The organism is Peterkaempfera podocarpi, assembly GCF_042466665.1.
GTDB lineage: Bacteria > Actinomycetota > Actinomycetes > Streptomycetales > Streptomycetaceae > Peterkaempfera > Peterkaempfera podocarpi.
Window position 1 is genome coordinate 910,471 of the sequence record NZ_CP162102.1, and the last position, 24,614, is coordinate 935,084.

Consider the following 24,614-nt stretch of genomic DNA (forward strand, 5'->3'; position numbering starts at 1 on the left):
TCCGTGTCCCGGTTCCGGGGGCACGGAAAATTTTTTCGGCTTTCCGACCTGTCCTCTGCCTGAGGTCCTTCTTTCCTGAAGAACATGAGGAACATGATCAGGCACCACATGCTTACCGTGATTTTTTCTTCGTCCGCCCTTGTCGCTCTGTCTGCTTGCTCGGCCCACGTTCCCAGCGCGATGCCTTCCACTCCGACGTCCAGCGCTTCTTCGAGCTTCCCGGTACTCGTGGATGCCAACAACAGAGCGATGCCGCTGGATCCCTACCTCCTCAATCCCGAGCAGGAAAAGACCATAAGCAACGCCAATTCCGCTCTGATCTCCCAATGTATGCGCAGTTTCGGCTACAACTTCGTGCTCGCCAGTGAAAGCGGCGACCCAACAGGCATAGGCGCAGACGCCCCCTCGACGCGCATGGATGGCTACTTCGGATTCCAGAGCATGACCCACGCCCAGAAATGGGGGTACCATCCGGAAGGCGGTTACCCTGCGGCCAACGGCGCGCCTGTCCAGCATCAGACGTCGAGCGAACGCATCGCCCTGAGCGGAACCGCTGATCCTCAGCAGAAAGAGGGCGACGGTGGACAGATCATAAATCATCGTAAAGTCCCTGATCGCGGATGTGTCGGCGAGGCGAGACGTTCCCTCACGGGCAGCGCGTCCGGGAACATCGGAAATCCGGATTTTGTCGTCGGACTGAAATTTGACACTCTCACGAAAGGCGTCAAAGATCCGCGGACCATTGCGGTATTTTCGAAGTGGTCGGCCTGCATGAAGAAGAAGGGATATGATTACATCGACCCGCTCGAGGCGGCAGGGGATTCCAGCTGGAGCGAAGGACGTCTACCCACTCGACAAGAAATAAGGGTGGCCGTGGCAGATCAAGAATGCCGCCGCGTCAACAACGTGGTAGGGGTCTGGTTTTCCGTGGACTACGAATATCAGCGGCAAGCGGTACGACAAAACTCCTCCCGCCTCGCTGCGATCAAAGAATCCATGATGTCTCATCTCTCCGCTGCGAATCGGGTCCTTCGCTGAATTCAGGCTTTACGCAAAGTGCTGTCCGACAGGCGATCGTCTACACCTGGGAAGACGGGTCGAGCTGAAGCGTCCGCGCCGCAGGGTGCGACGCCGGACCCAAAGTGGGGCCAGATGGCCCGCGAAACTGGGGCCACTGCAAATCCTTCAAGCCAGCCTGCGGGCCCGAACGGCCGGCTCTACCCCATGCCTCCGCGGCGCCTGCTGCTGTGGTCCTGGGTCCGGCGTGGCGGGGGCCGCCAACGGACGCCGCGGATGAGTGCGTCGGCGAGCAGGTTGACTTGCCGCTCCAGTTGGGCGAGGCGCGCGCCTGCCTCGGAGTACACCCCGAGGGCCTTCTCGATCACCTCAGGCTTCACGCCCACCTCGTGCAGGTCCTTGCGGGTGGTGGAGAAGCCGCAGCGCGCGGCCTGGAGGGACGACTCGATCTCCCGCCGCGCCATGTACGCGAGGATCGCAGGTTGCTGCCGGAGGACGTCGTGGCGGCGGTAGCCGGGCGGCATCCACTGGATGAGCCAACGTGCGGCGGAGTCCTCCCAGCCCTCGGTGCCGGGCGGCAACACCTGGGCGGGCCAGCCGGGTGGGACGTTCGGGGGCGGGGCAGCTCGGTCACGCCTACATGCTGCTGCGCCCGGGCCAGGGTGACCACCCGCCGCGGCACAGGACGGCACCGTCATGTGGGCCGCACAGAACGGTCCCGCAGGCGACACCGCCTGGGGACCGTGGCAGCCCCTCCACGGCCCCTCAGGGCAGACCGCCACCGTACGGAGCTCTCCGCTGGCCGTCACACCGACGGGCCCGGGCATGGCGGTACACGTCCTGGGCATCGATGCGCTGGGCCAGGTCCACGAGGCGATCGACGCCGACCACACTGTTGCCGTCACCTGGAACAACTGGCGGGCGCTTCCCGCGCTGCCCGGCATCGACCGGCTCGACGCGACCAGCAGACTCCTGGCCACCCAGCCTCAGCACCAGAGTATCGGGTGGGCACCGCGCGCCGGCCCGCCTGGCGAAGATCTCGACCGTTTCGTCATCGTGGAAGCCGGCTGCGACGTCACCGGCGACCGGCCCTCCCAGATTGGTCCAGGACTGCCACCCGGCGCCGGGGACGAACTCGATCGCCATGACGTACCCGCGGACGCTGACACCGAACAGTTCCGCGGGGCCACTACGCGATCGATCCCGGGCCCTGGGGACCTCCCTACATCGTGCAGAACGATCAGGAGGACCCGAAGCCGGCTCAGTCGCGCGGACCTGTGGTCTGCCGTGAAGAAGGCTTCGTCATCTCGGCCGGCAGCCGACACACAGTGCTGGTGCACCCTGATGACGCCGCCGGCCTTCAGCTACTGCCCAACGGGAGAACAGCAGCGGGCGCTGCGGACCGACAGGCGACAAGGGACTCAACCGGGCCTGCCCCTGCGGCGCTCCAGTCGCGTGACGGTTCGCCACCCTCACATGCAGAGCGTCCATGATGCATCACCCGCCCGGGCCCGTGATGACAATCAGGGAACGAAGGGCGCCGAGGCGGCACAGGGTCCCACCAGCCAATGGTATGAACATTCACCTCGACTTCACACATTATCCCGTGCCTGTGACCGCCCCGGGCGTGAACCCCAGAGGAGGTCCGTCGTGGCCGGGTTTTCCATACCGTCCCGTCGCGGGCGCCACCGCGACGGGCGGCGCGAGCGGCTCACGGCCGTCGTCGCCGTTGCCGCCGCCGCGCTGATCGGCACGGTCATCAGCCTGGTGGCGCCATCAGCCCAGGCAGATCAGAACACCCAGGGGGTCGACAATCTGCGCACCAACTGGGACCCGAACGAATCCGGGCTCTCCCCGGCGGTCGTCCAGTCCTCCGGGTTCGGCCGGCTCTTCGCCACCCGGTTGGACGGGCAGATCTACGCCCAGCCGCTGGTCGTCGGCGACCAGGTCATCGCGGTCACCGAGAGCAACACCGCCTACGGCCTGGACCGAACCACCGGGGCGATCGAATGGAGTAAGAACTACGGGCCGGCCTGGCCTGCCTCGGCGATCGGCTGCGGTGACCTGACGCCCACCCTCGGGGCTACCGCGACCCCCGTCTACGACTCCACGACCCACACCGTCTACTTCACCACCAAGGTCGATGACGGCACCTCCACGCACCGCCACCCGCACTGGCTGATGCACGCGGTGGACCCAGCCTCCGGGACCGAGCTCCCCGGGTGGCCGGTCACCATCGCCGGCCGGGCCGCCAACGACCCGAGCGTCAGCTTCGACCCCTACTACGAGCAGCAGCGCCCGGGGCTGCTGCTGATGGGCGGGGTCGTCTACGCAGGCTTCGGCGGCCACTGCGACGCACGGCCGTACCGCGGCTACGTGGTCGGGGTGAGCACCACCGAGCACAGCATCACCTCCATGTGGGCCACGGAGACCGGTGCCAGCGTCAGCGGGGCCGGCATCTGGCAGTCGGGCGGCGGCCTGGTCTCCGATGGCGACGGCAGGATCTTCTTCAGCACCGGGAACGGCATCAGCCCGGCTCCGGGGCCCGGCAAGACCGTCCAGGGGACCCTGGCCGAGTCCGTGGTCCGCCTTCAGGTCAACGCGGACAAGAGCCTGAGTACAGCAGACTTCTTCAGTCCCGGCGACGCCCCCACCCTCGACCTCAACGACCAGGACATCTCCTCGGGCGCACCGATGGCACTGCCGGACGGCTTCGGCACCGGTGACCATCCGCACCTGCTGGTCCAGCAGGGCAAGGACGGCCGGGTGTTCCTGCTCGACCGCGACAACCTGGGCGGCATGGGCCAGGGAGCCTCGGGCGGCGACGCCGCGCTGGGCGTGACCGGCCCGTACCAGGGGCTGTGGGGCCATCCGGCGTTCTGGGGCGGCGACGGCGGCTACGTCTACCTGGTGGGCAACTACGGTCCGCTGCGGGCGCTCAGATACGGCGTGAGCAGCGGCGGGACTCCCGCGCTCACACTCACCGGCCAGAGTCAGGACTCGTTCGGCTACACCAGCGGTTCGCCCATGGTGACCTCCAACGGCAGGGACGACTCCAGCGCCCTGGTGTGGATGGTCTCGGCCGATGGTGCCTCGGGGGCGAACGGCACGCTGCGCGCCTACAGCCCCGTCCCCGACAGCCGCGGTCTGCTGCAGCTCCTCTGGTCGGCGCCGATCGGCACGGCGACCAAGTTCAGCACTCCGACCGCCAGCGGCGGCAAGGTGTATGTCGGCACCAGGGACGGAGTGCTGTACGGCTTCGGCAGCCCGGCCAGGACCGCCCTGACCGCGGCCTCCCTGGACTTCGGCCAGGTCGCCGTGGGCAGCAGCGGCTCGGCCGACATGACACTGACAGCAACACAGGACGTCGACATCACCGGCCTTTCGGCTTCGGGCGGGTTCTCGGTCGCTCCCCCCAGCGTGCCCACGGCCGAGCAGCCCACGGCCCTGGCGGCTGATGCCACGCTGGACGTGCCGGTCACCTTCACGCCCACGACGACCGGGGGTGTCAACGGCACACTGACCGCGAACCTCTCGGACGGTCAACGCCTGGTCTTCGCGCTCCACGGCGTCGGCACCAAGCCCGGACTCGGGGCGGCACCCGACGCGATGAGGTTCGGAGAGATCCCCACCGGCAGTTCCTCGACGCTGAACCTGCAGATCACCAACACCGGCACCGCTGCGGAGACGATCGACTCGGTCACGCTGCCCTCCGGCCCGTTCGCCGCCTCCGGTCTCCCGGCCGCGGGCACGGTGCTGCCCGCCGGCGGATCTTTCGTGGCCTCCGTGATCTACACGCCCACCGGCACCACGGCGGACAGTGACGCCTTGGTGATCACCTCCAGCAGTGGCGGCGACGCACACAGCCTGAGCGTCCCGGTCAACGGCACCGGCATCACTGGTCAGGGACACCTGGAGTTCTCCAGCGCCTCTCTCGACTTCGGCTCCGTCCCGATCGGCAGCTCCAAGTCGCTCTCGTTCACTATCACCAACACCGGCAACATCCCGGTGACCGTCACCAAGGCCAAAGCGCCGACGGGCGATTTCAACAGCCCGGTGCAATTGTCCGAAGGCCTGATCATCGGACCGGACCAGACCGCCGTGCAGAACGTCACGTTCACCCCCCGCTCGGCCGCGGACGCCAGCGCCTTCTACGAGGTCACCGCGACCGGGGTCAATCCGGACGGCAGCGCCCAGGGGGCCATGGACGTGCCTGTCACGGGGACCGGTACCGGCACCGCGACGACCACCTCGGCCCGGGACGGACTGTGGCAGGCCAACGGCAAGGCGGTGGTGGCCGACGACGGCAGTGTCCAGCTGACCCCGGCCGCCGCCAACCAGGCGGGCTCGGCCGTCTACACCAGGCCGCTCCGCACTGACGGCCTCCGGGCGACCTTCACCGCACAGTTCGGCCCCGGCGTCGGTGGTGACGGCATGGCCCTGTCCCTGCTCGATCCCACCCGCAACGCCCCGAGCGCACTGGGCGGCCCGGGCGGCAGCCTTGGCGTCGCCGGCCGACCGGGCGTGGTCGTCGCCCTCGCCACCGGTTGGAACAGCACGCTGCGGATGCAGAACTTCGTCGGAGTCGGCTACAGCACCCCCGGCTCGGCGGTGATCGACTACCGCTCGGCGGTCAGACTCAGCACCTCCCTGCGCCAGGGCACGCACCAGGTCGACGTCGAGGTGGCCGGCGGCCATGTACGCGTGCAGGTCGACGGGACGGCGGTACTGGATGCCACACCCACGCTGCCGGCGAACGCCCTGGTCGCGTTCTCCGCCGGCACGGGCGGGGGCGGTGACGCGCACTCGGTGAGCGGTCTGATCGTCAGCGGCGTGCCGGCCCCCGACACCCCGGTCACCCCGTCCTGGTCGCCAGGCCTCTGGGGTCCGGTACGGGTCCCCACCGGTAGCGGCTACACGCCGGTGACACCGGCGCGGGTCTTCGGGCCCCGCTCGGTCGGCGCCAAGGGCACCGTCGGCGTCACGGTGGCAGGCCACTACGGGGTCCCGGCGAACGCCACCTCGGTGCTGGTCGACGTCGGGGTGAGCGGGACCAAGGCGAACGGGGGCGCGGTGTCGGCCGAACCGTACGGCTCTGCCGTTCCCACCTACGGAACCCTCTACTGGAACACCTCGACCCAGTCCGTGGTGCACTCGGCAGTCGTACGGCTCAGCGGGGGCGCCCTGGACGTCCACAACAGCAGTTCCCGGAGCGCGCCGGTGTACGTGGACGTGCTGGGCTACTACGCGCCGAGGTCCGGGAAGCTGCTCAAGCCGGTCCGGCCGGCCTATGTGTTCAACACCGCCGAGGGAGTGGGACAGGCCCAAAAGGCCCCGCTCGGGGCCAGGGCGACGATCGGCGTGCCGGTGCGCGGCAAGGCCGGGGTGCCCACCACCGCCACGTCGGTGGTGCTCAACCTGGCCATCGGCAGCCCTGGCACCACGGGCGGCCTCACCGTCTGGGCGCACGGGGCGACCCGTCCCGGACTGCCGATGCTCACCTGGGACGCCCACGGCGATCAGTCGGCCAACCTGGTGACGGTCCCCCTCGACAGCACCGGGCAGCTCGACTTCTACAACTCCGGCGGCGGCAGCGTGGACGTCGCGGCGAGTGTCGTGGGCTACTACGGCACCACGTCGAGCGGATCCTTCGTCGCCACGGCTCCGTCGACCGTCCTGGACACCCGCTACGGGATCGGGCGCAGCGGTACCTCGCCGCTGGCCGCCCAGAGCGTTCTCAAGCTGCGCGTGGCGGGGGGCGTCGTCCCTCGGGGAGCAACCGGAGTGCTGGTTGAGCTCGGGACGATCTCGAGCAGCGGCGGAGGCTCGCTGACCGCATGGACCGATGGGACGAGCCAACCGTCCCCCGCCAGTGTGTACTGGACCTCCGGCGGGCGTGCCACGACCAACCTGGCCGTGGTTCCGGTGGGCTCCAACGGGGTGATCGACCTGCGCAACAACGGGTCGAGGAGCGTGGCCGTGTTCGGGGTGGTCCTGGGCTACTGGACGGGCTGAGTCGCGCCGGAAAACCTGGTGCGCAGACCAGACGCTCCTGATCCGTCGCACCCGCGCGCCCCGTAGCCCACCGACGGTACGGTGCGCGCGGGACGGTCCGGTCGGGGCGCGTCGGACGACGACCGGCTGGTCGCGCGCTATGCGCAGCGGGTGCTCGGCCGGATCCGTGGCCTGCTCGCCGCAACGTGAACATCCCTGCGGAGATCCCTCGCCCGGGCACGGTTCAAGCGGTCGGCGGCAACGGCCCGGGCAGGCTCGAAGAGCCGCCCCGGGCCGGGGTGCGGACGCTACCGTCCGGTGTAAGCGTCTGCGCCGGGCAGTTTCGATCCTGTGGGTGCCGACAAATCATCCGCCGAGGTGACAGGCCTGATCGCTGATGTGCACGGCTTGGGACGATCACCTCGAAGCTGCCACCCGCACGCCGCCGGGACGGCATCATGAGCTGTCGTGCTGCTACGTCTCGCCTACCTCGCTGCAACGAGTGTCCTGTCGATACTGCGCCTGTTGACGATGAGCGAGCACGAGAAGGACGCCGAGATTCTGGCGCTCCGCCATCAACTGCTGGAGGCCGCCCGCCGCAACCAGACCGCCAGCGCGCGCTACTCGATCAGTCTGTCGACGGTCGTCGTCCCCGGATGACAGGAGGCAGGCGCAGGCCGCAGTCGTCGAGTCATCCGGCGCCCGTCATCCCCATGCAGGTCAGTCGTCGCACCTCCGACCCCGCGTCGGAAGAATTCGGCACGTTAGATCGACTGACCCACCCGACTGACCAGGCAGGCATCTGACCCGCCCCGCACCAGCGGGGCGGGCCTCACCGCGCACCCAAGGCGCCGCGACGGCACAGACCGCTCTCCCCCACTACGTCAGCGACCTCGACCACGTCCCCCGGCCTCAACGTCCGCACCAGCGGGCCAGAACCCCACGGCTTCCGCACGGTCGAGGAAGGACACCTCCACGTCCTCCGTGGCAGCCGACGCACCCCAGCCTCCTCGAGGACCTGGAGAACATTCAGCCCTGACGGTGATGATGCAAGGGGGCGCCTCGCGGGTCTCTACGCGGACATCCCCGAGCACGGCGACACGATGGGAACCGCCTTGCTGACCGTCGACGGGAATGAGGTGGTCGCGTAATTGGTCTACGCACACGTGCCGTGTAGAGGGCATCCAGGTGTCGCTCTCAAACCGCCGTTGTGATCGGCACCCTGCCCAACGGACCGTGACGGCATGTCCACAACGCGACGGCCTGCGCGACTGCACACCGCCCGTGGGAACAGGAAGTCGCGGGTGCCCTCCAGCGAAGCGGTGGAGGGCACAACGGGCGTCAGGGCGGCCTACTGCCGGGCCTGCGCCGAGTGGGGCGCGTCGCCATACGCGCGAAAGCTGAGGAAGCACACCTGCCGGGCCCTGCCGGCGACGCCGATATCGCCCGCGCCGAGGAGCAGCTCGGTTTCCGTCCGCCGCCGTTGCTCGCGCGGCTGTACCGGGAGGTCGCCAACGGCGGTTCGGTCCCGAGTACCGTCTGCTGCCGCTGATCGGCGACGATACGACCGCGGTGTCCAGCTACCCGGCCGAGCCCGCCGGGGCGCCGGACAACGACGATCCTGTGGGGGTCGTAAAGTCATCGCCGCAGGTCGGAAGGGTGACAGCGGTCTCGGCTGGGACCATGTCCGCCGTGATCCTCTCGACGGCGTTGCCGCGGCGGCCAGCTTGGCGCGGCTCGGGGACCGGGTGTCCGGCGGGCGGCAGGCCGTTGCCGGCAACCTGGACAGGGCATGCCAGGATGCGGGGTGACGGGAGGCCCCCCTTGATCGACTACCGACCGCCTCCGTCACTAACGTGTCGGCCGAGTACAGCTAGTGCCGCCCCCGCCAACGTTTGCCCGTCAAGCCGCGGCGTCTGGTGCGTGCGATCGCAAGGCGGCCGGAAGCCCTTGTACTGGGTCGTACCTGGGCTTTCGGCCAACGCAGCGAGCGTGCGTGCCAGGCGTCGCGGCAGGGCAAAGGTTGGCGGGGGCGGCACTAGGCCGATGCCCGGTCCACCGGTTCGGCTGCCAGTGTGAGGTGGCGGGCTGTGCCGGCGTAGCTGTCGGTCATGCGCTCGAGCAGCAGCCGTGCGGCGGCGCGACCCTGCTCGAAGGGGAAGGGCTCGATGGTGGTCAGCGGGGGGACCGCCATCTCGGCGGCGTCGATGTTGTCGTAGCCCGTGACCGCGACATCGCCGGGGACGTCGAGTCCGTGCTCGCGCGCTGCCGCCATGGCGCCGATGGCGATCATGTCGTTGGCGCACACCACCAGTCGGGGCCGCATCCCGTTCTCGAGGATGGCCGCCAGTGCGTTGCGGCCGCCCGCCCAGGTGTATGGAGCCGAGGCCATCAGCCCGGCGTCGCAGGCCCGCCCGAGGTCTTGCATGCCGGCGCGGAAGCCGGCCTCCCGCCGGGGTGCGGTGTTGTGGTCGACCGGTCCGCCGATATAGGCGATCTGGCCCGCATAGCGCGCGGTGACGGTACGCGTCAGGTCGCGCATAGCCGACATCTCATCGACCTCCACCGTGTCCCAGCGCAGGAGGGCTTCGGTGCCCGGGTTGCCGTTGACGATCGCCACCCCGGACTCCTGCAGGGCGCGGGCGTCGCCGGGCGCCAGGGGGTACCCGAACACGATCGCGCCGTCGACCATGCGGTCGGTGAGCGTGCGGACGATCTGCTTCTCCGTCGCGCGCAGCCCGTTGGTGTCATACAGGGCGACCTGGTAGCCCAGGGGCCCGAGGATCTCGCCGGCCCCCCGGGCGACCATTGGATAGGTGACGTGCGTGATGTTGGGGACCACGATCGCCACCGTGTGCGACTTCTGCTGGCGCAGCGCGCGGGCCAGGTGGTTCGGGCGGAAGCCGAGTTCCTCGATCGAGGCCGTGACCCGGGCCCGGGTGGCTTCCGAGACGGGTCGCGAGCTGTTGAGCACCTGCGAGACGGTGGCCTGGCTCACTCCGGCGTGGGCCGCGACGTCGCGCACGGTGACCCGCCGGTCAAACGGATCGCGGGGGGCCGTCACCATAGCATCCTCAAAACGCCCTATCGCACGGTCGGTGATTGCCTGTGATGCACAGGCTAACTTGCCATCGGGTCTTCACACAGACGCCGTCACGGCCGGATTGACCACGGCCCGCGCGGCGTCCAGGGCCCGCGCGGCGTCGACGAACAGCCTGCGGTAGTAGTAGGTGTCGCGGTGGCCGATCCCCTTGGTCATCACGCCCGGCACCTGCGGCCCGCTCCACGCCTCGTCGCGGTGTCGCCGGCCCGCCACGAGGCGCCCCGGCCCCGGGTGTCCATCACCAGGTGCGCGAAGCCGCCGGCAGCCCAGAAAAGGGACGTCTCCGCCCGTCCGCGGCCCCCGCCGTAGCCGACGAACTCCACCACCACCGGCAGGCCCTCGAGCGCGCCGCGCGGCGACCGCAGCCAGGCGTTGACCCGCTGCCCGCCGAAGCCGCCGAAGCTGACATCGAACACGTCGAGCTCGGTGACGGTGGTCTCGGGGCGATCGAGGCGGACGTCCAGGTCGTGCGACCGGGCCGGTGCCAGCGTCTGCGACCAGAACTGGCCGAAGCCGTCGGGCCCCCGTCTGCTCGCTGCGGTGGTCCGGCAGCTCGGCCTCGGGCAGGTCGAAGAACATCAGGGGTTCCCATCGATCAGGGGTGTCGTCCGGGATGCGGCCGCCCGGGTCCAGGGGGCGGCGTACTGTCGTACGCCCTCCCTGGCGGCGTGGACGCAACCAAGTGTGAATCGTATTGCGCGCTACCGCAACTGATTGACAGCCTGATAGCGGAGGCCTAGGTTACGGCCGCGTAAATCGTATTGCGCACTCCCCACCATCCGGCCTCTGGAGGGCTCAATGGCAAGGACCACTTCAACGCAAGGCCTGCCCGTCGCGCGTCGCGTCCCACGGGCCGCCTTCGTCGCCCTCAGCGCCGCGGCGACGCTCCTGGCCTCGACCGCGTGCTCGTCGTCGGGCTCCACGGGAGCGCAGGGCGGTGGATCGGCGGCGCTGACGCTGCAGACCTGGGGTTCGGTGCAGAGCCTGCAGACGATGTGGGGGACGTATCAGGCGGCCAACGCGTCGACGACCGCGGGGCAGTCTCTGAGCGTCGTCTCCGGGGGCGGCAGCGACACCGACTCGGTCAGCAAGTTCCGTCTGGAGCTCTCCTCGGGCAAGAACATCCCAGACATCATGGAGCTGAACTACGGCGAGGTCCCGGAGTTCGTCAACAGCGGCGCCCTGGCCGACATCTCGGCAGCGGTGGCACCTGACCTGGGCAACGTCACGTCCGCGGCGCAGGCGCTGACGAAGTTCGACGGCAAGACGGTGGCCGTGCCGATCCAGGTCAACGAGAAGCTGTGGTTCTACCGGTCGGACCTGTTCGCCAAGGCGGGCATCGACCCGGCTAGCGTGAAGACGCAGGCGGACTTCGAGGCGGCCGGCAAGAAGCTCCAGGCCGTTGCGCCCAAGAGCTTCATATGGAACCTGCCGGCCAACCCTGCCCCGTACCAGTGGGGCATGATCGTCTCCGGTAACGGCGCCTCGTACTCCACGCAGTCCCCGTGCGCGATCACGGTCGGCAGTGACCAGGGGACCGCGCAGGCGTTCCAGGCCGTGAAGGATCTGCGCGGCTCGGGGGTCGTGTCGACATCGATCGGGGACTTCACGCCGCAGTGGCAGTCGGCGCTGGCCGACGGGACGCTTGCCTCGACCCTGTCGGCCAGCTGGCTGCCGACGTTCATCCAGCAGTACGCGCCGGACCTGAAGGGCAGATGGGCAGTCGCGCAGTGGCCGGAGATCGGTGGCGCGACCGGCGGTAGCGAGGCCGGCGGCGCTGTGTTCGTCATTCCCGCGGCCTCCAAGCACAAGGCCCAGGCGCTGGACTTCCTCACCAAGACGCTGATGACGGCCTCGGGTGCCTCGGCCTACATGCAGAAGAACCCCACGTACATCCCCAATGTCACCTCGCTGCTGCAGTCCCCGGAAGTCCAGAACAACTCCTACTTCGGCCCGAGCCTGATCAAGGCGTACCTGGCCGCGAGCAGCACCTACAAGGTGTTCCCCTACGACCCGTCCAACACCGCGGAGACCACGGCCCTGGGCAGCCAGCTGGCGAACTACCTCAACTCCTCGGACAGTTCGCCGAGCTCCTTCCTGCAGACGGCGCAGAACCAGCTGGCCGCCCAGATTCGCTGCCCGTACAAGAACTGACCTCGAGGGCCGGCCCTTGCGCCGTCCCAGGCACCGGGCCGCAGGCCGGTCGCGGACGGCGCCACAGCACCCGCCCCGCCCCGTAGGCCGGCCGCGAGCCTCCCGCCGCGCACGGGATCCGAAAGCCCACGTTGAGGGGGCCACGTCCGGGGTCGGCGCCGCGCGCTGACCCCGCTGCCCACAAAGAAAGCGTGCTCACACATGCCACAACCGCTGATGGTGCGTCACCGGACCGACCACAGACAGCCCCGCCCCGTCCGGCGGCCGGGACGCGGCCGGGCGCTGCTCAACGGCGCAGCGCCCTACCTGTTCATCGCGCCGTTCCTGGTCTCGTTCGTCGTCTTCTTCGCCGCGCCGTCGGTCGTCTCGATCGTCCTGAGCTTCTTCCAATACCGCGGCTACGGCTCGGCGACCTTCTCCGGGCTGCACAACTACGACGCGCTGTTCCAGTCGCCCGACTTCTGGCAGAGCGCCCGGGTCACGCTGTTCTACTGGCTGGTCCCGCTGGTCCCGCTGCTGGGCGGGGGATTCCTGCTGGCGCTGCTCGTGCGCTCCAAGCTCGCCAAGCTCCCGTCGGTGTTCAAGCCGCTGCTGTTCATCCCGCAGGTGATGGCGCCGGTCGCTGCCGCGCTCGTCTGGCGGGTGATCCTCAGCAGCAACGGCGTGCTCGACTCGCTGACCGGCCTGCACATCGACTGGCTCAACGACCCGCAGGCCGGGAAGTGGGCGGTCGTGATGCTGCTGCTGTGGCGTGGCGTCGGATGGTACTTCGTCATCTTCCTGGCCGGAATGACCAACGTCCCCGACGAACTGCTGGAGGCCGCCCACTTGGACGGAGCCAACGCGGTGCAGCGGATCCGCCACGTCACCATCCCGGTCATGCGGCCGATCATCCTGTTCGCCGTCGTCATCGACACCATCTCCTCCTTCCAGCTGTTCACCGAGCCCAACCTGCTCGTCGGCGGCTCCGGGGCCGCCGGCGCGTCGATCGCGCCGCCGACCGCGGCCCCGGTCATGAACCAGGTCGTCGGCAACATCACCGCGGGCCAGTTCGGGCTCTCGGCCGCGGCCGGCTGGCTGCTGTTCCTGGCCATCGGGATCTTCTCGGTCATCCAGTTCCGGCTGCTGCGCGAAAGGGGCAACTAGCATGGCCCGCAGCAATTCCGCCCGCGGCCGCTGGGTCGGGACCAAGGGCGCCCTGAACCTCTTCCTGGTGGGCGCGGCCGTCACCGCCGTCTACCCGTTCCTGGTGATGGCCTTCGGCGGGTTCAAGGCACCCGGGGAGCTGACCACCAACCCCAGCGGGATCCCGGCCCACCCGACGACCAGCAACCTCACCGACCTGTTCACCGGGCCGACCGGTTCACTGATGTGGCGCGGCCTGCTCAACAGCGTGGTCGTGACGAGCCTCTACACGGCCATAACCGTGCTCCTGTGCGCCATGGCCGGATACGCCTTCGTCGCCTACCGCTTCAAGGGCAAGAGCCTGATCTTCGGGCTGCTCGTCGCGTCGATGCTGGTGCCGTTCGAGGTCAACATCCCCAGCCTCTACCTGCTGTTCTCGAAGATCGGCTGGCTGGACACGTACCAGGTGCAGATCCTGCCCGGCACGGCGAGCGTGTTGGGGATGTTCATGGCCCGGCAGTACATGGCCGGACTGCCCGGCGAGGTGTTCGAGGCCGCCCGCATCGACGGTGCCGGGCACTGGCGGGTGTTCCAGCGGATCGCGCTGCCGATGGCCGCTCCCGTGCTGGGCGCCGTCGCCGTGATCACCTTCGTCGCCAAGTGGAGCGACTACCTGTGGCCGCTGATCATGGTCAGCACCCCGCAGCGCGAGCCCGTCATGGTCCTGCTGCCCGAACTGAGCACCAGCCAGAACGGGTTCATCGTCGAGTACCAGCTGCTGCTGGCCGGCGCCCTGGTGATCACGGTTCCCATCCTGCTCGTCTTCCTGCGCTTCCAGGACAAGTTCATGTCGGGCACCACCGCGGGCGCGGTCCGCGGGTGACCCGCCCGGCGCACACCCACCCCACCGCTACACGAGGGACGTTCATGACCAACGGCACGGCAGGCGCACAGTGGATCCGCAACGGGCTGGTCATCGGCCGCAGGCCCGGCGGCGACGGCTCGGAGGTCGTCGGAGACCCCTGCGTCGTGTGGGACCCCGAGATCGAGGCCTGGCGGATGATCCTGTTCTTCGCGCCGCCCGGGCATGGGACGTCGGTGTCCACTGACCCGTCCGCCGCTCCGGGCACCTGGAGCGACCCGACGCCGCTGGTGTTCACCAATCCCGAGCGCCTGCCGGCCGGCGGGGGCACGCACAAGCCCTTCGTCGTCACCGACATCGACCGTCCCAACCGGGCGAGTTTCGTCGACGGCAAGTACTGGCTGGTCACCGTGAGCACCAGCGCCCACGACCGGGACAAGCGCGTGCAGCGTGCCTGGTCCACCTCGCTGGCCGGGCCCTGGACCCTGGAGGACGACGACCTCATCCCGCGCGGGGGCGCCGGGCAGTTCGACGAGAACCACGCCGACGCGGTCAGCGGCTACTGGTCGCAAGCCCAGAACCGGTTCACCTACTACTACATGGGCTATCCACTCAGCCCGCAGCCGTGGGCCCATTCGCCGTTCGGCAGCGCCATCGGCGTGGTCACCCAGTCCCCGGGGTCCGCGCCGCAACACCACGGCGTCATGCTCGCCCCCAGCGAGCACGCTGGCCACTGGGCCTCGGGATACCTGGGCGGATTCCAGCTCCTGGACGGCCGCCACCCGCACATCGCCCCCCTCGCCGCCGGGCACCGCTGGGTCGCGGTGCTGAACGCCTCCCCCACGGCGCCCACCCGCGATGGCGGCCTCACCAGCGAGGAGCCGGCCCCGTCACTGGGCGGACTGGCCTTCAGCGACGACGAGGACCCGACCACCGGATGGCACCTGGCCGACCAGCCCTTCGAATGGATCGACGACATCCCGGCCCCGGCCCGCGAGGCGGGCGAAGGCGTCAACCTGTGGCGGCACCACCTGCTCGTCACCGACCACGCGACACGCCTTTTCTACAACAGCGGCTTCTACGGCCAGGAACAGATGTATTCCAAGCAGCTCGCGTGACCCAGGACCAGCTCAGCCCACGACAGCAAGCACCTCTGGAAGAAAGGGAACCAAGATGCCGCTCGCACGAAGAATAACGCTTCACCGCAAGCCGGACAGGCGTCGGGCCCGACTGTTCAGACCGCTGACAATGTTGACGACCCTGGCGCTGATCGCGGGCCTGGGCCTCGCCGGCGTCGTCGCCTCGGCCCCTGCCGCGCAGGCCGCCGGGAGCGTCGTGGCCTACCCGCTGCTCAACGTCGACCGGTACAGCAACTACACCGCCAGCCCCGCGCCCGACGCCAACCTCTCGATGACGGTCGGCGGGACGCCGGTCGCTGTCCAGGACAACCTGGGCTCGGCGCAGACCCGGTTCGCCGCGAGCGGGCCGCAGACGGTGGTCATCACGGACACCGCAGGCGTCACCAGCGCCGCCATCCGGCCGCTGGCGTTCGGGATGCAGCCGGTCGTCTCCGGGAACACCATCACCTTCACCCTGCCCCAGCCGGAGAACTTCGCGGTCGACATCAACGGGGTCAAGGACGCGCTGCTGGTGTTCGCCGACCCGCTGGAGTCCAACCCGCCCCAGCTGAGCGACTCCAACGTCGTCAACGTCACCGGCTTCTCCGGGGTCAACACCACCGGCGCGACCGAGACCGCGGCCCTGCAGGCCGCGATCGACTACGTGTCCGCGCACAGCTCGACCACGCCCATCCTGTACTTCCCGCCGGGCGTGTACCGCACGGCGCTGCTGACCGTCGGCAGCAACGTCCAGCTGTACCTGTCCAGCGGGGCGGTGCTCCTGGCCGACGGCACCGAGGCCGACTACACGCAGCTGCCGGGAACCGTCGGCTACCCGTCGTCGGCCGTCCTGGCCGCGCGCGGCGCGAGCAACGTCAAGATCTTCGGCCGCGGCGTCGTGGACGGCAACGGCTACAACCTGCAGACCAGCTACGGCCCGGTCATGGGGATCTTCGACCTGTTCACTGACGGCGGCACGAGCAACCTCACGGTCAACGACGTCATGTTCACCAACTCGGTGATGTGGCAGACCTCGATCCAGGGCTCCCACGACCTGGCCTTCACCAACGTGAAGTTCAACAACCCCCAGGGCAACATCGGCAACCAGGACGACGCCTTCAAGATCAACGGCTGTTCCAACGTCACCTTCACCGGCGGCTGGCTCAGCTCCCGCGACGACTCCATCACCTTCGCGGCCGTCAGCTCCGAAGCGATCTACAACACGTCGAACATCAACATGAGCGGGACCGTCGTCGACTCCTCGGGAACCGCCTCGGCCATCATCCGCTTCGCCGACCTGGGCAGCGGCAAGACCATGACCGGCATGAACGTGTCGAACATCTACGACATCAGCTACGGCCGCGGGATGGAGCTGCGCGGCGACGGCGGCAACGCGGCCTACCAGAACAGCTGGGGCAGCGGCACGGTCATCAACAACTGGGACGTGGAGAACCCCGCACCGCTGGTCTACTTCGGGTCCTCTGGCTCGGCGAACGTCACGATCTCGGGGATCACGATCAGCAACATGAACATGGCCGCCGGCAGCAGCGGAGGCCGGATCCTCGGGGACTCCACCAACGCCTGGAACAACATCCACTTCTCGAACATCACCATCGGCGGGGCCGTCGCGTCGGACTTCAGCTCCCTGGAGCTGACGACCAACTCCTACGCCACCCACGTCGACGTCGCCGCCGACTCGGCGAACACCGACCTGGCGATCCCGACCACGTCGCGGCCGTCGACGACCACCACCACGAACATCGCCTCGGGCTACACGGCCTCCTCGGCGACCGACGGGAACTTCGGCACCTTCTTCAAGAGCACGCAGTCCGCGACCTTCCCGCAGAACCTGGCGGTCACCTGGCCGGCCCCGCACGCCGTGTCCGGGGTGACGATCGTCTGCGACTACTGCCAGGGCCAGGCGCCGACCGGCTGGAGCGTCCAGGTCTCCGCCGACGGGTCGACGAACTGGACCACGGTGGCGACCTCCGGGGTCGTCAGCTGGCAGCACGACGACAACTCCAACGAGTCCCGCCTGGTTTCCTTCCCGGCACAGACCGTCCAAGGCGTCCGCGTGCAGATCGGCAGCGCGAACAACCAGTTCGGCCAGTACCAGATCGACGAGATGGAGGTCACCCCGGCCAACAGCGCACCGGCGGCGACCGCGACCACGACCAGCCTGGCCTCGGGCAGCTCCGCCTCTGCGGCGAACTCCGGCCTGTGGGAGTCGTTCTTCAAGAGCGCCTCGTCGCCCTCGTTCCCGCAGTTCTACACCCTGCAGTGGCCGCAGCCGCAAACAGTCGGCGCGGTGACACTGGTCTGCGACTACTGCCAGGGCCAGGCGCCGACGAACTGGGACATCCAGCAGTCCATGAACGGGACGTCGAACTGGACGACGGTCGCCAGCTCCGGCACCGTCAGCTGGCCGGCCCCCAACGACGCCACCCGGCACGAATACACGGTCTCCTTCACGCCCGTCACCGCGGCGGCACTGCGCTTGAAGATCAACAATGCCAACCTCGCGTACGGTGCGTACCAGATCGACCAGGTGGAGACGATGCCGGCGAAGCCGGTGAGCACCCAGTCCTACATCAACTCGGCGTCGGGCCTGTGCCTGGACGACCCCAACGGGAGCACCACGCCCGGCACGTTCGCCGACATCGCCGGGTGCAGCGGCGCGGCGCAGCAGCAGTTCACCTACACCCCCGCCAGCGAGACGCTGACCGCCCAGGGGCTGTGCCTGGACTCCTACGGCGGCGGCAGTACCCCCGGCACCAAGGTCGACCTGTACACGTGCCTGGGCGCGGGAAACCCCAGCCAGGTGTGGACGCTGAACTCCAGCGGCCAGATCGTCAGCGGCGAGTCCGGGCTGTGCGTACAGGAGAACGGCACCGCCAGCGGCTCCCAGCTCGCGTTGCAGACCTGCGACACGACCAACACCGCCCAGGCCTGGGCGGTACAGACCGTGAGGGCGTACAAGAACGGCGCCTCGGGCCTGTGCCTGGACGACCCCAACGGGAGCACCACGGCCGGCGTGTTCGCGGACGTCGAGGGCTGCAGTGGCGCAGCACAGCAGCAGTTCACCTCCAACTCCCTGACCGGCGCGCTGTCGACCGAAGGGCTGTGTGCGGACTCGTACGGCGGTGGGAGCAGCCCCGGCACGAAGGTGGACCTCTACCTGTGCCAGACGGGGTTCCCGAGCCGGCAGTGGACCGTGACACCCGGCGGCCAGATCGTCAGCGGTGAGTCCGGGCTGTGCGTTCAGGAGGCCGGCACCGCCAGCGGCTCCCAGATCGAACTCGAGTACTGCGACATCGGCAACCCGGCCCAGATCTGGACCGCCATGTAGCACTCGCGGCCGGCGCGCTCGGGTACCGCTCCAGACCCCTGGGCCCGAGCGCGCCACGTCGAAGGCACCTGCGCCCCGGCTCCCAGCCGGGGCGCCCGTTCCCGCCAAAAGGAAGACCATGACCCCAGTCCCACCCGCCGCCGCGGCGGAACCGATCCGCCTGAGCGTCGGCGACTACCAGGCGTCGGTCAGCCCGGTGGGGGCTGCCCTGGCGGCGCTGACCTACCGCGGGCTCGATCTGGTCCTGCCCGGCGCCGGCGACCCGCCGCGGCCGCTGTTCCGCGGTGCGGTGCTGGCGCCATGGCCGAACCGAATCGCCGACGGCCGCTACACCTTCCGCGGCCACCGCTTCCAGCTGCCGGTCAACGAGGTCGACCGGCAGTGCGCGCTGCACGGCCTGGTCGCCTGGACCGCGTGGATGACATTGGAGGCCGAGGCCGACCGGCTGACCCTGGCCACGACGATCCACCCCCAGCCCGGGTACCCGCACCGGGTCCACGTGCGCGCCGAGTACGTCCTGCACGCCGAGCGGGGCCTGACGATCGCGGTCACCGGCCGCACCCTGTCGCCGGGCGCCGCTCCGTGGGGCGTGTCCATCCACCCCTATCTGGTCGCCGGGCCCGGCAGGGTCGACGACTGGACGCTGCACCTTCACGCCGCCCAGTTCCTCGAGGTCGATCCCGAGCGGCTGTTGCCGCGCGGCCGCCGCGCGGTGGACGGCACGCGGTTCGATTTCCGCCAGCCGCGGCCGATCGGGGCCACGGAGCTTGACCACGCCTTCACCGGGATCGGGTTCGACGGAACGGGATGGGCGGCGGCCACCGTGACGCCGGGTGACCGGTCGGCCAGGCACGGCGGAGTGCGCATGACCTGGGACAGCGACTGCCGGTGGGTCCAGGTCCACACCACCGACCTTCCCGGCGACCGGGACCACCACCGGTCTGGTCTCGCGCTGGAGCCGATGACGTGCCCGCCGGATGCGTTCAACTCCGGCGACGATGTCATAGCCCTGCCGTCGGGCCACGAGAACACAACCGTCTGGCACATCGAGGCGCTGGGGTAGCCGCGGCGTGGCCGGGCCGCGGACCCGATGTCGCGCCTGCCGACGCCGGCTGCGCAGTAGCCCCAGCAGCTCAAGCGTGGTGTTCCGAGCGCTGAAGCGTGCGTCTTGTCGATGACCAGTGGTGATGCGTCGCGTATAGGTGCGCGACGCATCACCACTGGATCAGGCTTCGTTCGTCGCTCGGGCCCAGTCGGTGTAGTCGGCGACGATGCTCTCAGGACGCTGCAGGGCCAGGTCCACTCGCGGGTCGCGGGGGCGGGGCGCTCGCCGGCGTTCAGGCCACCAACCACTGATGGAGTTCCGGCCCTGCTCTCCAGCCCCTCCTCGATCTGGGCTGGAAGCTGACGCACGGCGAGCTGGGCAACGTCTACGTCGCCTCGCCGGACCAGAGGGTGCGTCTTGGCTACCTGCCCGAAGGTGAGGACTCCACCACACCGTAGGAGAGGATCGCCGCCGCCGGGTCCAGTGGCAGGTGGGTCGATGACTTCAGTGCGGGCGTCGTCAAGGCCATCGGAGCCGTCGAGGTCCTGGCCGCGGCCGGTCTGCTCCTGCCCGCCGTGCTCGGCATCGCGCCGGTTCTGGTGTCACTGGCCGCCCTCGGTCTGGTGATGCTCATGCTTGGTACGGCGGTCACCCGGTTCCGGCGACACGACCGCGCTCACTGCCAGGCCCACAACGGCGGAGAGCCTTCCCTCAGGTGTTCTCATCCCTCCACGTGAGGGTGTGCGCTCCGCGCCGGGATGCGGCCCTCCGCGGCGACGTGGGCCGCACAAGGCATGCCGGCTGATCCATTGCGCGATGGCGGCGGAGGAGTATTGCCCCAGGTGCGGCACCAATCGGCCACCGGGGTCGCTGATCTGCAGGGACAACCCTGCCGGGGATGAACGCTGGCGCAGCGGGTCACGGACCGGGTAATGCGTTGTCCAACTCGATGTCAGGGATCTGTCCCGGGCATGAGGACACCGGTACGATCGCGCCGCCCGGCGGAGAGCTGGTCGGAGGGGACACCAGGCCTTCCTCCTTGTCGGGTGAGGTGAGGCTGATCGCCGATGTCGAGGGGGGCCGGTGGATACGTTTCGCGATTTCTCGGGCAGGAACGCGCTGCCTATTGAATCGTTCGTGTATCCGGAAAGTCTGGGTGCGCTGTGCCGGGCTGTGCGTGATGCGGAGACCGCCGGTATTCCGATCCATGCGATGGGGTCGGCGTGGGCGTTCTCTGCACCTGCGTACTGCGAGGGCCGGGTGGTTCGCACGGAGCGGTCAGTGGTTGGCTGACCGACCTCCAGCCGGCCGTCCTGTCCGACCCCTCGGGAGCCGAGCAGTGGCTGATGGTGGGGGCCGGCACGAAGGTGCGCGACTTCTACGAGGGCCTGGAGGAGTGGTTTCCCGGACGTCGTCTGGTGCCGCCGACCCTGGGCGGCGCGGGCGGGCAACTCCTCGCCGGAGTGGTGAACACCGGCACCCATGGCGGCGACGTTGCCCGGGGTCCGATCAGCGCGTACGTACGCGCGATGATCCTTGTCGGGTCCGGTGGAGCAGTACGGATCCTTCAGCAGCCAGGGCTCAGCGTGGTCGACACCGACCTGCTCCGCACGTTGCTGCAGAGCCAGGTCGACACGGACGTCCCGGTGACCGTGGAGACGTCCGCGGACGCCTTCGACGCGGCACTGGTGTCCGTGGGCCGGTTCGGTGTTGTGTATGCCTATGTGTTCGCCGTCCATGACGAGACCGAAATGTCCGTCGTCGAACACCGTACGGCCAGAACCTGGACGCAGGTGAAGCAGGACCTGGCCTTCGGGACATTGGTGCAGGACGCACGGGCCGGCGACGAGTTCCTGCAAGTGGTCATCAATCCTGTCCCGGAGAACGGCGACCACCGGTGCTTCCAGACCCGGCACAAGCTCCTTCCGGACTCGGCACTCACCCAGGCGGGCGACGCGTTCGGTCTCGGACCGGACGTCCCCGCGGCTCCCGTGCAGGTCGTCCGCTCCGCAAGCCCGCTGCCGGAAATCCTCGGGCAGGTGTTCGCCGCCGACTACGTCACTCCCGAGCTGGAAGACATACGCCTGGGACTTGTCGGGCTGGGGACATTCTTCACGATCCGCTTCTTCCCACTCGGGGCGATACTCGGCGCTGCCTTCTTCGAGGCTGCCGCCTGCCTCGGCCGCATCGGCCCCGACTACCGCATCGGTGACGCGATGGCCGACGTCATCAACATCGCGACCGACGCCGGCGTACCCGCCATCGTCGAACAGGTCACCTCCGGTGTGCTCGGCAGCGCCCAGTCCGACCGCCTCCCCGACGGCAGCGGCCCCTGGCTGGTGTACGGCAGCCGCCCCCGCGTCGCTGACTTCTTCGACTACGATCACAACTACTACCGCGGCGACTCCGTCGAGGTGTTCTTCCCCGCGGACACCCACCTCCCCGACAAGGTCGACGGCCTGATCGCCGTCTTCGACCAGCTGCGCAGCGCCGGCAGGCCCATCGGGGCATACATCTCACTGCGGTTCTTCGCCGCGTCCACCTCGCTGCTCGCGACCACCCCAGCGGACCCCACGTGTGCCGTTGAGATCTCCATGCTCCGCGGACTGGAAGGCAACACCCAAGCGTTGGGACTCATCCAGGACGCGACCGTGGCGATGGGCGGGTTCGTGCACTGGGGTCAGCAGAACGACCTCGACGCGAACACCGTCCGCGCCCAGTTCGGTGACCGGCTCGTCCGATGGCTGACCGCTCTGTGGAACCTCGAGGGGGCCTCTCGCACGTTCAGCACCCCCTTCACGCGGCAGCACGGCCTCGAGCTGCGTGCCTCGGACGAGTGGACGTCCTGGCAGCCGACCGGCATGGTGACCCTCAGCTCGCCCGGCGTGGTGCCTGCGGCAGGCGGCCCGCTCGAGGTCTTCGCTGTCGACTCGGACCTCCACGTCGTCCGCTCCATCCGCGCGGCCACTCCGGCGACACCGTGGGCGGCGATCCGCCCGGAGCAGGTCGCCGAGGGTGCGACGCCGGTCGCCGTCCGGGGGCACAGCGGCCGAGTCGAAGTGTTCGCGCGGGCCGACGACCGGCTCAAGCACTCCTATGAGGACGGCCGACCGGGCGGCCCGTTCACAAGTTGGGACACCAAAGGCGCAGGACTGCTGAACCCGGGGCCGCGGATCACCGGCGATCCCGCTGTCGCGCTTCACGCCGACGGCCGACTGGAAGCCTTCGCCCGCGACTTCGAAGTATCCGACAGCCGCGTACGGCACACGTGGGCCATGTGGCTGGACGGCCCCTGGAGCGGCTTCGACCCGATGGGCGCCCAGAAGATCACCGGCGTGCCGGCCGCGTGCCTGCGCCGCCACCTCGAAGGCGCCTCCGTCACCGACCAGCTCGTTCTGACCACCGCGGCACAGGACGGCACCGTCATGTGGGCCGCACAGAACGGTCCCGCCGGCGACACCGCCTGGGGACCGTGGCAGCCCCTCCACGGCCCCTCAGGGCAGACCGCCACCGTACGGAGCTCTCCGCTGGCCGTCACACCGACGGGCCCGGGCATGGCGGTACACGTCCTGGGCATCGATGCGCTGGGCCAGGTCCACGAGGCGATCGACGCCGACCACACTGTTGCCGTCACCTGGAACGACTGGCGGGCGCTTCCCACGCTGCCCGGCATCGACCGGCTCGACGCGACCAGCAGACTCCTGGCCACCCAGCCTCAGCACCTGTGGCTGTTCGGTGTCAGCGTCCGCGGGTACATCATGGCGATCGAGTTCGTCCCGGCGCCGGGTGGCAGTCCTGGACCAATCTGGGAGGGCCGGTCGCCGGTGACGTCGCAGCCGGCTTCCACGATGACGGAACAGTCGAGATCTTCGCCAGGCGGGCCGCCGACAACCAGCTCATGGCCCGCCGTCAGAGTGCACCCAACCGCTGGTAGCGCCCGCCCACCAAGTCGTCCCAGTCCGCGAAAGGACGCCTGATCATGCCCGAAAGCGTTCCGCTGCCCGACGCCCTGCTCACCAGGATCAACACGGAGGCCGCCCGCACTTTCGGCGGAGACACATCCGCCCTCGTCGCGGCCGCGCTCGACAGCTACCTCGCCACCCAGGACACCCTGCACACGCTCGACGACAGGTACCCAGCGGTGCCCGGCGAGACGGCAGAAGCCCGCCTCGGCCGCGCGATGGCGGCGGCCGGCGTATCGACCGACACCCTCCGTGCCATGGGTGACACACTCACGCGCGTCAGCGGAGGCATCCCTGGATACCGCCAGCCCGGCACACCGCAGCAGCACCTGCAGACCTTCATCAACTGGGCCACCTCGAACCCCACAGCCCATCAGGTCGGCTGCGTCCTCGCAACAATCCAACCTGCCGCGGGCGCTCAAGGAGCCCAGCGCGACCCCGTGGTGAGCTACGCCCGCGGGTTCCTGACCGCGGGCAAGAAGTCGATCGCCGGCGACCTCAACCAATACTTCAGCGACCGCAACCCAAAGGGCAGCAGCAACCCCTTCGACCCCGGGCGCCTGGACCGCACCGGAGTCAGCCTGGCCATCGACGACCTTACCGGCCTCATCACCGTCGAACTCGTCGCGCACACCTGGGGCGACGCCAGGCAGCGTCTCAGGGACATCCACCTCCAGGACGGCGTCCTCGTCGCCAGTGGCGCCAGCATTGGCAACCAGACCGCCAGCGCGCTCTACTCGATCAGTCTGTCGACGGTCGTCGTCCCCGGATAACAGGAGGCTGGCGCCGACCACAGTCATCGAGTCATCCGGCGCCCGTCATCCCCATGAGCTGCGTGAGTCCGTGCGCGCCGGCCAGGCCGCGCTCGGTGACGGCGGTGGAGTC

General features: G+C 69.2%; 16 protein-coding genes and 1 pseudogene. 12 read left to right on the forward strand and 5 right to left on the reverse strand.

The window, feature by feature from the left end:
• Positions 1 to 84: 84 nt before the first annotated feature.
• The gene (locus tag AB0761_RS04285; RefSeq protein ID WP_377267586.1) at positions 85 to 1,038 is read left to right on the forward strand and encodes a hypothetical protein; all 954 of its coding nucleotides are present in this window, start codon (positions 85 to 87) and stop codon (positions 1,036 to 1,038) included.
• Positions 1,039 to 1,217: 179 nt separating this feature from the next.
• Here AB0761_RS04285 and AB0761_RS04290 read toward each other — a convergent pair whose 3' ends face one another.
• Both AB0761_RS04290 and AB0761_RS04295 read right to left on the reverse strand, forming a co-directional pair.
• The gene (locus tag AB0761_RS04290; protein ID WP_377267587.1) at positions 1,218 to 1,598 is read right to left on the reverse strand and encodes a hypothetical protein; all 381 of its coding nucleotides are present in this window, start codon (positions 1,596 to 1,598) and stop codon (positions 1,218 to 1,220) included.
• A 184-nt stretch (positions 1,599 to 1,782) separates the two neighbouring features.
• A complete protein-coding gene (locus AB0761_RS04295) occupies positions 1,783 to 2,163 on the reverse strand; it encodes a hypothetical protein (protein ID WP_377267589.1) in 381 nt (126 codons plus the stop codon).
• Positions 2,164 to 2,667: 504 nt separating this feature from the next.
• Between AB0761_RS04295 and AB0761_RS04300 the strand changes: the two genes are divergently transcribed.
• Together AB0761_RS04300 and AB0761_RS04305 are read left to right on the forward strand one after the other, a co-directional pair.
• Positions 2,668 to 7,032, forward strand: a complete 4,365-nt coding sequence (locus tag AB0761_RS04300) for a choice-of-anchor D domain-containing protein (protein WP_377267590.1) — start codon at positions 2,668 to 2,670, stop codon at positions 7,030 to 7,032.
• Positions 7,033 to 7,479: 447 nt separating this feature from the next.
• Positions 7,480 to 7,671: a hypothetical protein gene (locus tag AB0761_RS04305; RefSeq protein ID WP_377267592.1), complete on the forward strand. Its 192-nt coding sequence runs from the start codon at positions 7,480 to 7,482 to the stop codon at positions 7,669 to 7,671.
• Between the two features lie 1,378 nt (positions 7,672 to 9,049).
• Here AB0761_RS04305 and AB0761_RS04310 read toward each other — a convergent pair.
• From AB0761_RS04310 to AB0761_RS04320, 3 genes and pseudogenes are all read right to left on the reverse strand, one after another.
• Positions 9,050 to 10,078, reverse strand: a complete 1,029-nt coding sequence (locus AB0761_RS04310) for a LacI family DNA-binding transcriptional regulator (protein WP_377267593.1) — start codon at positions 10,076 to 10,078, stop codon at positions 9,050 to 9,052.
• 72 nt (positions 10,079 to 10,150) lie between these two features.
• Positions 10,151 to 10,270, reverse strand: coding sequence for an acetylxylan esterase (locus tag AB0761_RS04315; protein ID WP_377267595.1), 120 nt, complete (start codon positions 10,268 to 10,270; stop codon positions 10,151 to 10,153).
• Positions 10,270 to 10,635: pseudogene (locus tag AB0761_RS04320) on the reverse strand (acetylxylan esterase); the annotation flags it as partial. The gene AB0761_RS04315 and the pseudogene AB0761_RS04320, both read right to left, overlap by 1 nt.
• A 277-nt stretch (positions 10,636 to 10,912) precedes the next feature.
• On the opposite strand from AB0761_RS04320, the gene AB0761_RS04325 reads away from it, so the two are divergent.
• The 9 genes from AB0761_RS04325 to AB0761_RS04365 all read left to right on the forward strand — a co-directional run bounded on the left by AB0761_RS04325 (position 10,913) and on the right by AB0761_RS04365 (position 24,502).
• Positions 10,913 to 12,268, forward strand: coding sequence for an extracellular solute-binding protein (locus AB0761_RS04325; protein ID WP_377267596.1), 1,356 nt, complete (start codon positions 10,913 to 10,915; stop codon positions 12,266 to 12,268).
• A 201-nt stretch (positions 12,269 to 12,469) separates the two neighbouring features.
• Positions 12,470 to 13,414: a carbohydrate ABC transporter permease gene (locus tag AB0761_RS04330; RefSeq protein ID WP_377267597.1), complete on the forward strand. Its 945-nt coding sequence runs from the start codon at positions 12,470 to 12,472 to the stop codon at positions 13,412 to 13,414.
• Between the two features lies 1 nt (position 13,415).
• Positions 13,416 to 14,276, forward strand: a complete 861-nt coding sequence (locus tag AB0761_RS04335; protein WP_377267599.1) for a carbohydrate ABC transporter permease — start codon at positions 13,416 to 13,418, stop codon at positions 14,274 to 14,276.
• 44 nt (positions 14,277 to 14,320) lie between these two features.
• Complete coding sequence (locus AB0761_RS04340; RefSeq protein ID WP_377267600.1) at positions 14,321 to 15,373, forward strand: hypothetical protein; 1,053 nt, start codon at positions 14,321 to 14,323, stop codon at positions 15,371 to 15,373.
• 130 nt (positions 15,374 to 15,503) lie between these two features.
• Positions 15,504 to 18,722: a ricin-type beta-trefoil lectin domain protein gene (locus AB0761_RS04345; protein WP_377267601.1), complete on the forward strand. Its 3,219-nt coding sequence runs from the start codon at positions 15,504 to 15,506 to the stop codon at positions 18,720 to 18,722.
• Between the two features lie 118 nt (positions 18,723 to 18,840).
• A complete protein-coding gene (locus tag AB0761_RS04350; protein ID WP_377267602.1) occupies positions 18,841 to 19,785 on the forward strand; it encodes an aldose 1-epimerase family protein in 945 nt (314 codons plus the stop codon).
• A gap of 446 nt (positions 19,786 to 20,231) precedes the next feature.
• Positions 20,232 to 20,504 carry a DoxX family protein gene (locus AB0761_RS04355; RefSeq protein WP_377273931.1) on the forward strand — a complete coding sequence of 91 codons (273 nt, stop codon included), beginning with the start codon at positions 20,232 to 20,234 and terminating at the stop codon, positions 20,502 to 20,504.
• Between the two features lie 486 nt (positions 20,505 to 20,990).
• The gene (locus AB0761_RS04360) at positions 20,991 to 23,744 is read left to right on the forward strand and encodes a hypothetical protein (RefSeq protein ID WP_377267603.1); all 2,754 of its coding nucleotides are present in this window, start codon (positions 20,991 to 20,993) and stop codon (positions 23,742 to 23,744) included.
• Positions 23,745 to 23,746: 2 nt separating this feature from the next.
• A complete protein-coding gene (locus tag AB0761_RS04365) occupies positions 23,747 to 24,502 on the forward strand; it encodes a hypothetical protein (RefSeq protein ID WP_377267604.1) in 756 nt (251 codons plus the stop codon).
• Positions 24,503 to 24,614 lie beyond the last annotated feature (112 nt).

Coding starts and splice junctions, on each gene's coding strand:
- AB0761_RS04365 (WP_377267604.1), top strand. CDS start 23,747: ATGCCCGAAAGCGTTCCGCTGCCCGACGCCCTGCTCACCAGGATCAAC.
- AB0761_RS04335 (WP_377267599.1), top strand. CDS start 13,416: ATGGCCCGCAGCAATTCCGCCCGCGGCCGCTGGGTCGGGACCAAGGGC.
- AB0761_RS04350 (WP_377267602.1), top strand. CDS start 18,841: ATGACCCCAGTCCCACCCGCCGCCGCGGCGGAACCGATCCGCCTGAGC.
- AB0761_RS04340 (WP_377267600.1), top strand. CDS start 14,321: ATGACCAACGGCACGGCAGGCGCACAGTGGATCCGCAACGGGCTGGTC.
- AB0761_RS04325 (WP_377267596.1), top strand. CDS start 10,913: ATGGCAAGGACCACTTCAACGCAAGGCCTGCCCGTCGCGCGTCGCGTC.
- AB0761_RS04345 (WP_377267601.1), top strand. CDS start 15,504: ATGTTGACGACCCTGGCGCTGATCGCGGGCCTGGGCCTCGCCGGCGTC.
- AB0761_RS04310 (WP_377267593.1), bottom strand. CDS start 10,078: ATGGTGACGGCCCCCCGCGATCCGTTTGACCGGCGGGTCACCGTGCGC.
- AB0761_RS04315 (WP_377267595.1), bottom strand. CDS start 10,270: ATGACCAAGGGGATCGGCCACCGCGACACCTACTACTACCGCAGGCTG.
- AB0761_RS04285 (WP_377267586.1), top strand. CDS start 85: ATGAGGAACATGATCAGGCACCACATGCTTACCGTGATTTTTTCTTCG.
- AB0761_RS04295 (WP_377267589.1), bottom strand. CDS start 2,163: ATGGCGATCGAGTTCGTCCCCGGCGCCGGGTGGCAGTCCTGGACCAAT.
- AB0761_RS04330 (WP_377267597.1), top strand. CDS start 12,470: ATGCCACAACCGCTGATGGTGCGTCACCGGACCGACCACAGACAGCCC.